The 17053-nt window shown below is 43.6% G+C and carries 2 protein-coding genes; both read right to left on the bottom strand.

From position 1 onward, the window contains the following. Positions 1-31 precede the first annotated feature (31 nt). Positions 32-4795 carry a type I polyketide synthase gene (locus tag SB724_RS02865; protein ID WP_410570018.1) on the bottom strand — a complete coding sequence of 1588 codons (4764 nt, stop codon included), beginning with the start codon at positions 4793-4795 and terminating at the stop codon, positions 32-34. Then, a complete protein-coding gene (locus SB724_RS02860; protein ID WP_410570016.1) occupies positions 4795-17052 on the bottom strand; it encodes an SDR family NAD(P)-dependent oxidoreductase in 12258 nt (4085 codons plus the stop codon). Before SB724_RS02860 ends, SB724_RS02865 begins: the two co-directional genes overlap by 1 nt. Position 17053: the final 1 nt, after the last annotated feature.

Here is a 17053-nt window from a genome sequence, read left to right as displayed (position 1 = left end):
TTTACAAATGGCACTGCCGCAAAATGATAAACTAATCCTGCATACGCTCCAGCGCATAATCTGCTTCCTCCGCAGTCAGTTCGCCCGCTTTTAATTGTCTGAGAAGCTCTTTTACTCTCTCGTTCTTTCCATTGGAATCCGCTGTTGCACGATTCTGTGCCTCCGCGGAAAACGTTTCTTTTTTACGAATGGTTACATCCTTTAAACCTGCAAGTCTCTCTCCGTGTTCATTAAGCAGCTGAATATCGTAAATAAGCTCGGATTGACCTTTTTGGCCTGTTTTACGCGCATAAGCCCAGCATTCTGCTGAAACTTTTTTCCGAATCGTAATCTCTCCTATTGAAAAAGGAACATAAACAGTTGCCTCTTCTCTTCCGTCCGTAATGCCGAACAAAGATTGCAGAGCCCCATCAATTAAAGACGGATGCAATGTATAATTTTCAAGAGCATATGAGGCTTCTTTTGGCAGCAATAAGTGTGCAACCGCTTCCGTTTCGCCGCCCCATAAACGTTGAATCGGCTGAAAAGCGCGCCCATACAGGAACCCGTTTTCCCGAAAATACTCGTAACATTCATCTTGTTCACGGACAAAAGCACTTCTGTTTATCATCTCTTCTCTGTCGATGTTCTCTATATCATCATCACTGTAATGATGATCATAATCTAATTCCCCCGTCACAAATCCAGTCCTTACAGCAGCATCCTCGTCAGGTGACATGTTAAATAATATGCTGCCGTCTTTTACGGAAATATGAGTGTAAATGGTCAGGCTCTCTTGCAAAAGCATGGCCGGTCTGGCAAATATCACGTTTTTTAAACGAGTGACCTTTTTCTTTCGATATGACCGCGTTCCCGCTGCGCATGCCATTTCAAGAAAAGCAGCTGCCGGGAGAATGCTCTTGTTTTTTACAATGTGGTCTTTTAACCAAATCTCTTTGTCTCTTAATGTCGTTTTAAAAAACTGCTGTTCCAGAGTAGATTCATTCGAATCCAGAAGCGGGTGCAGTGAAGACTGCTGCGGCAATATTTCCGGAAATACTGCACTTTGGCTTCCAGGCACCCAGTAAGACTCCTCAGCAAATGGATATAAAGGAAGCTTGACCTTTTGCGGGGTATATTCTTCATATAACTCTCTCCATTGAATATCAGCCCCGAAAGACCATAATTTTGCAAGAAGATTCAAGTCCTTTGTCTCCATCATCGCCTCGAGGAATTTATCTTTCACCTTTTGATCATGAAAGATAAAGACTTTATCAAAATCTTTCGTAACATTGCCTTTGTATACGCCCTCTCCAATTGTTCCTTCAGTACAGAAAGTTCTCAGCTTCTCCTTAAGTTCCGGCAAATCAGAAGCTACAACAGCAAGTCTGTCTTCCATCGGTTCCCTGCATGTCTGCAATGTAAAAGCGATATCAGCTGCCGAGGCCTTTGTCTCCCGCTCTGTGAATTGCAGAAGGCGCCGAGCGTATTCTTTCAGTCTGTCTTCATTTTTGGCAGAGAGAACTGCGGCAAACGGACCGCTTATTGTTTGTGTGTCCGCATGGTTTTGATATTCTTCCACAATGACATGGGCATTTGCTCCTCCCGCTCCGAACGAACTGATTGCTGCTCTCTTGTTGGAGGCGCCTGATTCTTTCCGCCACTCTTCTTCTTTCTGCTGAACGTAAAAAGGCGTCTTTTCAAATCGGATATTTTGGTTCAGCTGTTCCGAGTGAATGGATGGCGCCAATTTCTGGTGCTTAAATTGTAAAAGAACTTTTGTAAGGGCTGCTATACCTGCAGCAGACTCCAAATGTCCGATATTAGACTTCACTGAACCTATGGCACAAAATTGTTTATCGTCCGTAAATTTCTCAAAAGCTTTTGTCAATCCTGCGATCTCAATCGGATCTCCGAGCGAAGTACCCGTTCCGTGTGCTTCCAAGTAGCTGACGGATCGCGGACTGATGCCCGATTTCTTGAAATTTTCAGCAATCAGCTCAGCTTGTGCATTCGGATTCGGAACCGTAAATCCATTGGTTTTTCCGCCATGATTTACAGATGTTCCTTTAATTACTCCGTATATATGATCCTGATCAGCAATTGCTTTTTCCAGAGGTTTCAACAGGACGGCTCCCGAACCTTCTCCCGGGACATAGCCGTCTCCGCCCTCTCCGAAACTTCTGCACAATCCTTCGGTGGAAACAAAATTACCTTGACTCAGCCAAAGGTATTTGCTGGGGTGTATGGACACATTAACGCCGCCCGCAAGCGCAATTTCACTTTCCCCTCTTTTAATGCTCTCACATGCCAAGTGAATGGCCGTCAGCGATGATGAACACATCGTATCCAGTGCAATGCTCGGGCCGGAGAGATTAAAAAAGTATGAAACCCTGTTCGCAATAGATGAAAAGAAGGAACTGAGCGCAATCGGATTGCCCCGCGCAGTTTCTTCTGCGCCGAATAATTGATATTGTCCGTACATGGCTCCGACAAACACACCGGCTTTCATACCGTTAAGCTTCTCTTTTGTATATCCTGAATCTTCAAACGTATGCCAGGAGGTTTCGAGAAAAATTCGCTCCTGAGGGTCCATCAGCTCAGCTTCTTTATGAGAAATATGGAAAAACAGCGGATCGAATTGATCAACACCGCTGATAAAACCGCCCCACTTACTGTTGATTTTCCCCTTCTCCATTCTGTCGGGGCTGTAAATCGATCTGAAATCCCAACGTTCCTCGGGGATTTCAATAATACAGTTTTTCCCTCCGGCAATGTTTTCCCAGAACTCCTCAAGAGTATCGGAATTCGGATATCTTCCGCTCACACCGATAATGGCAATATCCTCACCCGGCTGAACCATGCTCGGTGCAGGTGTATCCTTCTGCTGCCGGTGCTGTTTTTTACTCGGATTTTCTCCTTTCTTCTGCACTCTTGTTACCGGAGCTGCCCCTGCGGCCTTAAGCACTTTTTCTTTAAAAGATGTTAGGAAGAAGTTTGAAAGCTCTTCAATGTTCTGATATTCAAAAAAGATTGTTTTTGGAAGATCCCCGAAAGTATCTTCAAGCTTTGAAATAAGTGACATGATCATAAGTGAGTTGATTCCGAATTTCTCAAAAGAGTCTTTCGCATTTATTTTATGAGCTTGGATTTTCAAGACACCGCTGATGATCTTGATTAAATAGTCATTGACTTTTTCTTTCGCAGCATATTCCTCTTCTTCATCGTGTTCCGCCGTGAGTGTATCTTGATCTGCTGCAGCTGTGTTTCTTTGAATCGAAAGCGCTTTTATCATTTTATCCCGCTCTCCTTCTGCAGGCATTAAGCTGGTAAATGAAGACCGCAGCATTTTCAGAAACGCTTCCAAAACAGAGGAAGTTCGCATCGGCGTCATTCCGTATTTTTCTTTTATTTGGTTGATTCCATTGCTGTCGAGATTCATCCCGCCATCTTTCAATAACGGCCAATTGATTGAAAGGGTTTTTCCGTTTCGGGAGAGCTGAGATCGAAGCACTGCAAAACTGTCCATAAAATGATTTGCGTACGCATAGTCACTTTGGCCGGCATTTCCGTAAGCGGAAAAAGAAGAAAAGAGAACAAAAAAATCAAGATCTTCGTCTTTTGTCAGCTCATCCAGCCAGATTGTTCCGTAAACTTTCGGTTTCAGTACGTCCGTAAAATCACTGAGACTTTTATTTACAAGAAATGAGTCACGAAGGATTCCGGCAGCATGAATGATCCCGTTTATGCTGCCGTACCGCTGTTTAACGCCGAAAATGAATCGCTCTGCCTCTGTTCGATCTGTTATGTCCGTCCGCTGATATTCAACAATAGAGCCGCTCTCATTAAGCTTACTGATCCGTTCTTTTTGATCAGCTGTTAAAAAAGAACGGCCTGTAAGTATAATCACGGCTTGGTTTTCTTTAGCGATGTGTTCCGCAAACAGCAGCCCGAGTTTTCCGGCTCCTCCGGTAATGATATATATGCCGCCTTTTTGATACGTTACAGATCCGTTATCGTGTTCCGGATTATCAATAGGCCGCAGCCCTTTCACAAAACGGGTATGTGAGTCTATTAAAATCTCACATTCATCCGTTTGAATGCGCTGCATTTCACTAATTGCAGCATCCCATATCTCGGAAACCGGAGGATTTAAGTCAGAATGCTCATGGCGAACCTGTATGGTTTTCGCTTTAAGCTTGGAGCTTTCCATGTTTACCGTTTTCATGAAACCTCCGACAGCTTCATGAAACGGCTGATTCAGGCCGCTTGTCCAATAAATATGCAATAACGTAACAGGTTCGTTTCTCCGCATTAAAGCTTTTGATAATAAAAAGAGCGAGTTTATCCCTCTGCAAAGAGTTTCATTAACGGATTCTTCAGTGAATTCTCTGATTTCTCCGTTCCATAAATAAAGCACGACATCAGGTGTAAATCCGTTTTCAGCCAAATCAGACAGCAGCATTTCGACATGACTTTCATCAGAAGGATTGATTGTGCATCTATTCCGTTCAATTCTATAATCAGAATCGGGCGTTACGAGAATGACACGGTTATGATCTCCATTCATCATCTCGGCATGCTGAAAAAGACGGTTATCCTGATCAAAAATCAGCATATTCCCCGGTGCCTGCTGATTCGACATATCTATCTTATTTGTTCTTACCCAATCGTTCTTAAAAAAAATGGTTGGGGACGGAGCTTGCTCCGCCTTTTTTTCCATTTGTTCTTTTCTGTAAGTGCGAATTAGCTCCAGTCCTGCATCAGGAGACATTTGCTGTTCTTCAATTAAGGAAAGTATTTGTTTGATCTGCACTATTTTCCCTCCAGCAGCTGATAAACTTGGTCAGCAGAAAGTTCACCGTTTTTCAATCGTTCTAATAAGAAGAGAATTTCCTGATCTTCATTTTTACGTCCTGCGGTTAATTCTCCCCCGGTCACTTTTCTGACAGAAAAGTCTTTCATGCTCACGGCTATTTCGCCGCTCTCGTTAATAAAATCAATGTTATACGTATAAAAACCGGTTTCTTTCACCGAAACATGGCATCGGGCAGTAAGCGCCCTCTTAATGTGAAGCTCTCTAAGTGAATATGGAACAAATAAGCCCTCTTTCTCATTATCTCTTAACAAAAATGCCGCCGCTTGAAAACCGCCGTCAATTAATGAAGGATGAAGTGTAAAATGTGAAAACCCGTTCGCTAAATGAGCAGGAAGCTCCAATTCTGCCATTAACTCCATATCACCGCGATATACGGCTTTCAATGTTTGAAAACTGCTATGATATGTCAGGCCCATACGGCTGAAGCGGTGATAACACTCTTCCCGGCTTATGACCTGCTCACTGCTGCGTATGAACTGATCAATATCGACATACTCAGGATTGCTGTTTATGTCTCCGAATACTGTTTCACTTTGTGTGCAGATTTGCTGCACGCCATCCGGACCCTCTTTACATATCGTTACGTTCAACTTATCTTGTTTCATTTCCAAGTCGGTATAAATGTGCAGCGTTTTTCCTTTATATAATATAGGTCTGTTCCACATCACGTCTTTTATTTTATATACTTTACTTTCTCCGCTTATTTCCGCACAAACAAGAGCCATTTCAAGCGAAGCGGCTCCTGGCAGCACATAGTCTCCTGAAACAAGATGATCAGTGACGAAAAATTCAGTTCCGGAAATAACAGTTTTAAATGCTTGTTTCTTTAATGTTGAGACATTCTCGCTGATTAATGGGTGAAGACTTTTGCTATTAACCTCGCTTTTGTTCTTTTTCGGGGTGAACCAATAACTCTCTTTTGCAAACGGATAAGTTGGCAGCGGCACTCTATTCAATTTCTTATTGCCGATTGTCTTCCATTCAAACTCGGCTCCATTGGCCCACCATTGTGCGAGCAGCTCCTCTTTTCCGCTTTGAAGAGCCTCCTGAATCATATATTCAGAAACAGCTGTGCGCTCTTCAGTGTTTTCGCTTATAAATACGCCTTTTTGCACCTTGCTGTCATCAAGAAAGCTGACGTATTTATCTCTCAGCTCAGTCAGACTCGCTGCACATACGGCAATTCTTTCGTTCATTGCTTCCCGACCGTTTTGCAATGTAAATTCCATGTCACTGGCATTAACGGTCATGTCACCTGCAATCACGCGATCCAAGTACTGAACCATAAGCCGGATATACTCAAGTAATTGATCCTTGGTTTTCGCAGATAAAACAAAAATATGTGTGTTACCGTTGTTTTCCGGCACTTCTTTTTGAGGTTCCCTATATTCCTCTAAAACAATATGCGCGTTCACACCGCCGAATCCGAATGAGCTGACACCTGCTCTCCTCGGCAGATCGTTGTTCTCTTCATCTTTTATCGGATTCCACTTTTGAGCGGTTTCTGTGATATAAAATGGCGTATTTTCCAGTTTGATGTATGGATTGAGTTCTGAAAAATGGGCGAGTCCCGGAAGTTTGCGATATTTAAAAGCCAGTAACACTATCATCACTCCGGCTATTCCGGCAGCGGTTTCGAGATGTCCGATGTTTGTTTTCACAGACCCGATTCCGCAGCATTTCTGTTTCGCAAAAGGAATGTCCCATTCTTGATATAACGTTTTAAATGCCTTTATGATGCTGTTTACTTCAATCGGATCGCCAAGACTTGTCCCTGTGCCATGCGCTTCTATATATCCCGCAGTGGCAGGGCTGACCCCCGCCTTCCGCCAAGCTTCGGTTAATAAGTCCGCCTGTGCGTTCGGATTCGGAGCTGTCAAAGAATTGGCGCGGCCGCCGTGATTTACAGCTGACCCTTTAATCAAACCATATATATGATCACCGTCTGCCTGTGCTTTGCTGAGCGGCTTAAGCAATACTGCAGCCGCCCCTTCACTCCTTACATAGCCGTCAGCGCTTTTATCAAACGTTTTGCACTTTCCGTCTTTGGAAAGCATACCTGCTTTATCAAAAGCTATAAACAGAGTAGGGCTTGTCATAATATGCACACCGCCTGCAATCGCCATTTCAAAATCGCCTCTTTGAATCCCCTCAGCCGCACGATGAAGCGCAACTAACGAACTTGAACAGGCAGTGTCAATCGGTTCGCTCGGACCCGTCAGATTCAGCTGGTAAGAAATACGATTTGCCAATATACAATGATTTAAACCGGTTGCGGTCTGCGCCTGAACAGAGACGCCATTTTCATTCAGACGTTCAGCATAATCCGTTGTGGCGACCCCTGCAAACACCGCGGTTTTCGTCCCTGCCAAATCAGATGGCTTATAGCCCGCATCTTCTATTGTTTTCCATACAGTCTCCATAAAAATTCTTTGCTGGGGATCCATTAATTCTGCTTCGGCGGGAGAAATCCCGAAAAACAACGGATCAAAACTGTCCGCGTCTTTGATAAATCCGCCTTTTTTTATTTTTGTTCTATTGACGTCCCTGATCGGATCGCCGTCAAACTCTTTCCAGTCCCAACGGTCTTCAGGAATGTCTGTAATCATATCCCGCCCTTTTTCAATTCCTTCCCAAAAGTCATCCAGCGTATCTGTTTGGGGGAAACGGCCGCTTATTCCCACTATTGCAACCGGCTCATTCATATGTCTTTCCTCTTGCCTGGTTTTGTTTTCAGGCTCAGGGGAATGTTCATAGGATTCCGGCGGAGGCGTGCTGTACAATGTTTTTTCGTCAGCTGCAGAAAAAGATTCTGTCTCAGCAAAAAGGATTTCTCCGTATTGCTCGATTACATAATCAGTCAGTTCAGCCAGTGAATTGCATTCAAAGAAAATGGACGGCAATAATTCCGTACCATATTGTTGATTGATTTCATTTCCGAGTCTGGTAAACGTAATAGAATCAAATCCGTACTCGCCGAATGAAGTCTCTTCTTCTATTTCCTTTCTGTCAATCTTCAAAATACTTGACATCATCTTTGCGATGCCCTCAATCAGATTTTCTCTCCGGTCTTTCGCCGCAGATTCATCTGAAGAAAAAGAACCGCAGAGATGAAGCTCCTCGGAATACTCACTCTTTAAAAACTCAAGAAGTTCATTAAAATCAGTAAGACCGAAAAAATCTGACGGCATCATTGATATTCCTAATGACTCGTTTAATTCGTTGCCCAGCATTGTAAACATAATTGAATCAAATCCGTATTCACTTATCGGCAGTTCAAAATCAAATTCCCGTTCTTCAATTTTTAATACGCCGGTGATGATGCGCGTCAAAGTGCTTTTTAAAGATTCAGTTATTGACAGCTCTTTCAGTTCTTGATTTTCGTCGGCGATTGCCGGGTCACTTTTTCCGCTGTCAATCGTTATCATTCGTTCCAGCTTTAATTCATTACCGCTAAATACCATTATTTGATGTTCACACCCTGTCATTGCTTGATCAAATGCTGCAAGGCCTTCCCGTTTTTCCAGAGGCAGCATTCCGAAACGGTCATAAAGGAACTTCTCTGAATGAATGTCAATTTGCATACCGCCTTCTTTCCATAAAGGCCAATTAATCGAGACTGTTTTTCCAGGTTTATTTTCCGCCGCTCTTATTTCCGCAAAATAATCCATAAACCGGTTTGCATAAGCATAATCTGTTTGTCCCGCGTTCCCCATTATTGCGCTGATAGATGAAAACATTACAAAAAAGTCCAGAGGTTCTCTGTCTGTATACCGGTCAAGCCATATCGTTCCGTAAACCTTGCTGGCCAAGACTGAATCGAGATCCTCTTCACGCTTATTGATGAGTAATGAATCTTTTATCACACCGGCGCTGTGAATAATTCCTTTAACAGGACCTAATTTGTTTTTGACGAGTTTTATCAGGTTATTGACATTTTCCTTATCAGAAATATCGGTTCTTACATAAAAAACTTCTGATCCGTTTTTTTCGAGCTCTTTCACATTGCTTATGGCTTCCTCAGAAAGCTCTGACCTGCCGATAAGGACAAGTTTTATTCTCCCTTTTCGCACAAGATGTCTGGCGAAAATCAGTCCCAGACCGCCCGTTCCTCCTGTAATGAGGTAAACTCCCCCTTCTTTTACTTCCATCTTTTTGGGGGGCTCGGCACTTTCAATTTCTGCAGAGTGTTTGACCTGCCTGATTCCATCTCTGTATCTGATTTCTGAAGTATCATCGCTGATGATTGTTTCTTTCACAAGGTTTTTTAATTCAGGCAGACCGCCGTTCAGCTGTAACTGAATTTCATCGCTTTGTATTTCAATATTTTTACCGGACAACATTGGATGTTCTAAATGAAGCGACCTAAAAAAGCCGCTGATTGCCATTTGATAAGGTAAGATTTGATTTTCCCTTGTGAAAAATACATGTGATATCAGGATTTTATGTCTTGGGATTGTTGCTAGCAGAGCTTTCGTTACATTGAAAACCGGCAAAACAGCCTCTTCCAGCTTTTCATGAATGTTCTGCTCAATTCCCGTTTCAGGGCTCATCCCGATTAAAATGACACGGTCAATTGTCACTTGTTTTTCTTTAAGAATCGCCAGCAATTTCTGATAGCTGTCAAGTTTGACGCTGTTCAATTCAAAGGAATCAGCTCTTTTTTCTTGAAAACTGCCGCCATGGCGGACAAAGATCATGTTCAGGCCGATATCTTTATATGCCTGGCGGATCAGCGGTTCTGATATATCCCGACGGAGTGAAATCACAAGGCAGCTGTTTAAACCGCTGGCTTCAGGCTGATGAAGCATAGGGGCCCGCTTCCACATATCAGTGTAATACTTAACTGAATGCCGCTCATCTTGAGTCTGCGGTGCAGCCCTTAATGCCTTCAACGCTAAGTTTTTTATTTTAAGACTTACAGATCCGTTTTCATCCATAAATAGTATATGAAACCTTTTGACATCCTCATGTTGTCTTTCATCGGCAGCTGTAATGTAAGCATAGCCGTTTGCCAAAGGTGCGTGAAGAATCTCCAGCTCACCTAATTCAAAAGGCAAATATGCGGTGTGATCCCCTTCTTGACCGGACATAAACCCGGTTGTGGATTGAAAAATGCCATCCAATAAACACGGTTCCAGCAGCGTGCCGGATTTTTTATGAATGCTCTCAGGAAGTGATATTCGTGCAAGAACAGCATTTTCATGGATAAACAGCTGTTTTATTACCTGAAAACTGGCTCCATAGTCCAAACCGCTCTGCCGGAAGGTCCTATAACACTCAGCGCCGCTGATTAATCTTTTCTGTCCGGTTAACCAGCTGTCCAATTGAAAACGCTCTGTTTGAGAGGCATCTTGATCTCCGCATGTGATAATGTTTCCTTGGCAATGAACTGCCGCTTCAGTTTGCATATCGGTTTTCACCACAAATCTGCCGTCTTTTTGATTCGGCAGCAGATCTATCATTATCGTCTTTTCTTTTTCAACGGTTATTGGAACCGGCCATACAACCTGACTCAGTTTTATGACTGATTTTCCGTACAGCCTCTCTCCCGCTTCTCTGGCCGCTTCGATGATTGCCGCTCCGGGCAAAACCATATTCCCATGCACAACATGATCTTTTAAATAATATTCAGAATCAGAAAGCGTTTTATAAAATCGGCACTCACCTGCAGAAAAATCAAATAAAGGAGCTGTACCGGCTGCTGATTTTGTTTGCGCCTTATTTGACACCCACAGTCTGTTTTTTAAGAAAGGGTAAGTCGGCAGCGCAATTTTCGCCGGTTTTCTGCCGGTGCGGAAATCTTCCCAGCTTAAATTCCCTCCTGATACCCAGAATTCAGCCATTTCGGCTAATGTGGTTCTGCCGGATTTGAGCGGAGAATCCGATTGCTGCTGTCTGCGTTTATGATTCGGTTTTTTCCCTCTAAATATTTCGTGATCGTCAATTCCATTATAAAAGTGATTTAATTTCAACATCAGATCATCGATATTATTTGAAATGACAGCAAGCCTTTCCGGCATGGCTTCGCGCCCTTCAAGAAGGGTATACGCAATATCAGAAAGGTGAAGCGGCTTGTTTGTTCCCGCTTGCTGCAAAAACTCGTCCTGCTTATGACGGGCCTTTTGAAGATATTCCTCCAGCTGTTTTGCCGATTCCCGTAAACTCAGTGAATGCTTGGCTGAGAGTACGATAAGTTCCTCACTTTCCTCACAATCCGTATGACAGTCAGCAGCAGACTCATACTCTTCCACAAGGATATGAGCATTTGCCCCGCCCGCTCCGAAAGAACTTAATCCCGCGCGCCGCGGATATTTGCTGTCAGAATGTTTTTCATTCGCGGGTTTTATCCAGTCGGCGGTTTCCTGCTGAAGACAAAAAGGTGTCTCTTCCAGATAAAGATCCGGATGCACCCGTTCAGCATGCAGTGTTGCGGCTATTTTTTTATACTTCATTTGTAAGATAATCTTTGTCAGGCCGGCAATACCCGCAGCCGCTTCGAGATGACCGATGTTAGATTTAATCGATCCGAGAGAGCAATATGAAACATCTTCGGTATAAGCTCTAAACGCCTTGGTCAGGCCTCGGACTTCAATCGGGTCACCCAGCGGCGTTCCCGTCCCGTGGGCTTCAATAAAGCTGACACTTCTGGCGCTCCAACCGGCCGCTTTAAGAGCTCCTTGAATTAAATCCGCCTGTGCGGCAGGATTAGGCACCGTATAGCCATTCGTCTTTCCGCCGTGATTAATTGCCGTTCCTTTAATGACGGCGTACACAGTATCATTATCACGTATGGCATCTTTAAGCGGTTTAAGAATAACGGCCCCGACACCTTCCCCGGGTACGAAACCGTCGCCGCCTTCTCCAAAACTTCTGCATTTTCCCGATTTTGAAAGCATCCCCATCTGACATCGGTATAAATAGTCAGAAGGATGAAGATACAAATTTACTCCTCCCGCAACCGCAACCGAGCACTCACCCTTTGTTAAACTTTGGCAAGCCATGTGAATTGCCGTTAAGGATGAAGAGCAAGCCGTATCTACAGGGACACTGGGACCTGTAAAGTCAAATGTGTAAGACACTCTGTTCGCGAGAGACCATGGGAACGAATTTGGAAGTACATCGTTTTTGTCCGTCGGTATTCTTTCGCCGAGCAGCTTGTAAGAATTGGTCGTCACTCCCGCAAATACACCGACATGTTTTTCGGTCTGCTTTCTCAACCCTTCAATGGTATATCCCGAATCTTCAAATGCTTTCCACACGGTTTCAAGAAATATTCGTTCTTGTGGATCCATCGCTTCTGCTTCTCTCGGCGATATTTGGAAAAACAAAGAATCAAATGATTCAGCATTCTTTAAAAATCCGCCCCATTTGCAATAAATTTTCCCCTCATGCGCTTTAGCGGGATCTGGATCATAGTAGGTCTCATAATTCCATCGTTCTTTCGGAATTTCTGTGATTGCGGTTCTCTCTTTTGATAGAAGCTCCCACAATTCTTCGATATTTTCAGCCCCGGGATAACGGCCGCTGATACCGATTACCGCTATCCCGTCAAGATGTTCTTTTTCCTCCGCCGCAGGTGCAGTGATATTTTGTTCCGGCCTGGCGGGGGTAATGCTCTGAATCTGTTTTCCTTTTTCCTCCCGTGAAAATAAACGCCCCAGCCGATCCGGATATTCCTTTACAAGATGATCTGCTAAATCTCTGATTGTATGAAATTCAAATAAAAGCGTTTTCGAAATTGCTCCCAGTGACTGCTCCAGCTTTGTGTTGCATTGATGAATCATAACCGAATCCATTCCATATTCAGCCAGATGCACATCTTGATCAATCTCTTCCCGTTCTGCACCGATCTCAGAGGAGATGATATTGGTTAAAAACAAAACTGTCTGATCCAAAATATCGCCTTGAGCCAAAGGAATGACACTGACTGTCTCTGTTTCGTCCGTCAAAAATCTCTGCCGCATAAATTGTTCAAAGCGCTCATGATCACCGCAGACTGCAATATTATGCAGCTGACCCGAAGTCACAATCCGCGAAAACCATTGCGTTCCGTCTTCAGCAGGAAGTTCTTCGAGCCCGGAACCATGAAAAAGAGACGTCCGCCCTTGACCTGACAGGTTCGCCCCCATTCCGATGTCTTGCCATAAAGGCCAATTGATTGTCAGCGTGCGGCCGCTGCGCAGAGAATTTTGCCGTTTCTGTTCCCGATATTCGGCAAAATGATCTAAAAAGCCGTTTGCATATGCATAATCACATTGGCCTTCGTTCCCTGCAATAGAGACGACTGAAGAAAAAACGGCGAAAAAATCCAATTCCAGCGACTTCGTTGCATGATCAAGATTCAATGCGCCATGAACTTTTGGAGCAATCACCTCTGAAAGTTCCTGCTTTGTTTTTCGAAAAAGCAGCGAGTCTTTGATAACTCCTGCGCAATGAATGACGCCATGAAGACCTGCATGCTGATCGGTAATACCGTCAATCATTTTTTTTACCGCTTCTTTATCGGATATATTCGCCTGTATATAATAAACCTTGGCTTTAAAGCTGTTCAGATATTCTAAATGTTTCTGCTTATCTCCGGTTAAAGCAGATCGCCCCGATAGAATAATGGTGGATCTTTCAGTTATCGCGCAATATTCAGCGACTTTACTGCCAATCCCCCCAAATCCCCCTGTAATTAAATATACTTTATCTTTTTCAGGGTATTGAATGGTCTTTGTGTATGTTTCTCTCTGCTTCTCTAACATCCGTGCATATCTTACGCAGCCTCTGTAAGTGATATGAATATGCCGATCAGGTGCTGTGTTTATTTCTTTATAAAGAATGGCAGCCTTCTCTGAAAATGAAACGGTTGCAGAATCATGTTCAAAGCAAACCGTCTTACAATGCAGCTGCGGATATTCTTGTTTTACCGATTTAAAAAAACCGTTCACACCTTCAAAATACGGCAATTTTTCTTTTTGATCTGCGCTGAATGTATAAATGAACGTTACTTTGTTTATAAGGTTCTCGCTGATTAAAGCCTTAGTCAGATAAAACACGGAATAAATTCCTGATTCGAGTGTTTCTTCCAGTTCAGGCCGTTTTTCAGACCACGTATGCAAAATTGCATCAGGCGCTGCGCCTTTTTCTTTTAACAGACGAATGACACTTTGATAATCATCGGGACGCTGCCTGTTGATCGTGAAAACACTGTCGCTTATCTGCTCTAAACGGTCACCGGGCATAATAAGATATGCGGACGTATTCTCTCTTTTTTTCAGCTCTTCAAAATAGTCTTTGTTACCGGAGAACAACAAAATAGTACAGGCTTTGCCGCTTCCCGCCTCATTCTCAAGTGCGGTTTCTTTCCATACCGGCGTATAAAGTGCCTGATTCTTCTTTTCTGAAAAAGCCGCGTCTGATTTTACCTGCTGAGGGTTTAAAGAAAATTGACAGCGTTCAAACGGATAAGGCGGAAGCGGAGCTTTTCTTTTATGATAGTCACCTAGTTTCGCCCATTCAATCTCTTCTCCTGAAAGCCACATTTGCATAAATGAATGATAAAGAGCCTCATCAGCTGCTTTGTCCGTTTCAAAAGCAGCCGCTTTGTTTAGTTTTGCTGATGGAGGGAGCGATCCAAATTGAAAAACTGAAAAATCAGAAATATCCACATCCGGCTCCGTTCCCTTTTCTTCCGTGTGATGCGGCATATGATCAGCTATCTCCTGAGACACGGCATCCATTTGATTGTATTCTGTCATCAACGGAAAACGAGTTTTATCATAAAAACCTGCCGGCTGCTCATTAATACAAGCAACAGCCTGTTTAATTCCGTCTTGCTTTTTCAATAACATGCTCAGAAAAAGTTCTTTAGACAAGATTCCTTCATCAAGTAAATTTAATATTTCCAGAACATAATCATTATTAAAGAATCCATCATGATCTGTTAAATCCCATCTCTTATACAGTCTTCTCATAGAGGCAAGGATAGCCATGACCGCCGCTTCCTCATCAGCCGGCAATGCATTTCTTTTATCCGCCGCGCGATTCACAATATAAGATAAAATCTCGATTTCCTGAGTCTTCCCCGCTTTATCCCACTCTTCTAAAAACCCTTTAAACGTATATTGGTGCTCAAGAAGCAGCCGTGTTTTCCCGTACAGGCGGTCTGTAAAATCAGCCGGGAAGCTCAGACCGTTCAGCAGCATCCTTACATAATCTTCATTTAATCGAACCGGCGGGTACGTTTTTGAAGTGTACGGATTGACAAATGGAATGGACGGCGGCTCACAGGATATGTGCGAAGGTTTTTCAGCGCCTGTGATTACAGAAATGGCCTTTTCAATTTTGATGATATCCGCTGCTGCAAGAGCGACGTAATATCCGTCTCCGGCGCCTGTAATGAGGCTTGGCTTAAAACCGGATGCCAGGATACTTTTTATGATTTCCGTATTGATAACTAAAGAATACAAGCGGATTTTCTCAGGTGTCCATTTTCTTTTAAATGAACTGTGCAATGTTGGTATATCTTTCAGCACCGACCTTACGTTCTTTTCTAAATCAGGGAATACCCGTTTCAAAACGGCAAATTGTTTATAACTTTCCCATTTGAAGTCACCGATGGCAAGCGCCCATTCAGAATCTTGTTTCCTCCGAAAACTTAATCCCTCTTTAAGCTGATTTTTAAATTCCTCCTTGCTGCCTGCCAATAAACCAGCCCTGTAATCAAACGATGTCCTCCCCGTTAAAAGGGTGCTGCTGATCACTTCATTTGATATTTTGCAAAATTCCTCAGAATCGTCAGCAAAGGTTCTCCAATGATGTATCATTTGTTTCATGCTTTCTTCACTTTTAGCGGAAAAAAGGAAGGGTACCCTTCCTTTTCTGTCAGATTCGTCTTTTGTATGTATAAATTCTTCGATGATGACGTGAGAGTTAACACCCCCAAAACCGAAGGAGCTGATTCCCGCCCTGAGCGGAGCCCCGTCTGCCGCCTTCCAATCACTTGAATCAAGCGCCGGCCTAAACGGTGTTTTTTCAAACTGTATAATTGGATTTACCGTATGTACATTCAGGCTTTTCGGCACCCTCCGGTGTTTCATCATCATTAGAACTTTTATCAATCCGGCCATTCCCGCCGCTGCTTCTGTATGACCGATATTTGTTTTCACACTTCCGATCCTGCAATATTGAGTATCCTCAGTATATTGCCGATACGCTTTTGTCAATGCTTCTATTTCTATCGGATCGCCCAGAGATGTTCCTGTGCCATGTGCTTCTACATAAGAAACCGTCGCAGCATCGACAGCAGCGTTGTGTAAAGCTTCTGAGATGACCCGGCACTGCGCTTCTGCTCTGGGAGCGGTTATGGAACGGGATTTACCGCCATGATTAACAGCTGTCCCTTTTATGATCCCGTATATATGGTGACCGGCTTTTACTGCATCACCAAGGCGCTGCAGCAATACAACGCCTGCCCCTTCTCCGGGAACGTACCCATTCGCCGCTGCGTCAAAGGTTTTACATTTGCCGTCAGGACTCAGCATTCTGGCTTTAGAAAAAGAAATATATTTTCCGGGTTGGAAATTCAAGTTTACTCCCGATGCGATTGCATAATCGCTTTCTTTTGTCCGCAGTGACTTAACCGCTTCATGTAAAGCAACAAGCGACGATGCACAAGCGGCGTTTACAGACATGCTTTTTCCGGTCAAACCGAATGTGTATGAAAGCCGGTTGGAAAGCATTGCTTCGAAACTTCCTAAACAGGCATAACTGTCGATTTCCGATTCAGCTTTACCTGTCTGCCGGTAGTCAGAATTCATAATACCCGCAAAAACAGAAGTGGTTTTACGCTGGAGATCCTGCAAAGAAACCCCGGAATCTTCGATGCACCGCCAGGTTTCTTCTAAAAGGATTCTTTGCTCAGGATCCATGTTTTTCGCTTCCCGGGGAGAGATATTAAAAAACTTATGGTCGAAATGGTCAGCTTTATGAATAAAACCTCCCCACTTGCTGATTGTTTTATTCGGTATACTGATATCAGCTGAATAATAAAGTTCGGGATCCCACCGTTCAATCGGCACTTCCCGGATGGAATCTTTGCCGCTATTTATGTTTTCCCAGAATTCATGATAATGATCTGCATCGGGGAATCTGCAAGCAACCCCGATTATCGCGATATCCGCATTCTGTTTATTCAAATGAACCATT

Source organism: Bacillus sp. SIMBA_031 (assembly GCF_046535225.1).
GTDB lineage: Bacteria > Bacillota > Bacilli > Bacillales > Bacillaceae > Bacillus > Bacillus velezensis.
This window is presented reverse-complemented; position numbering and strand designations above follow the sequence as displayed.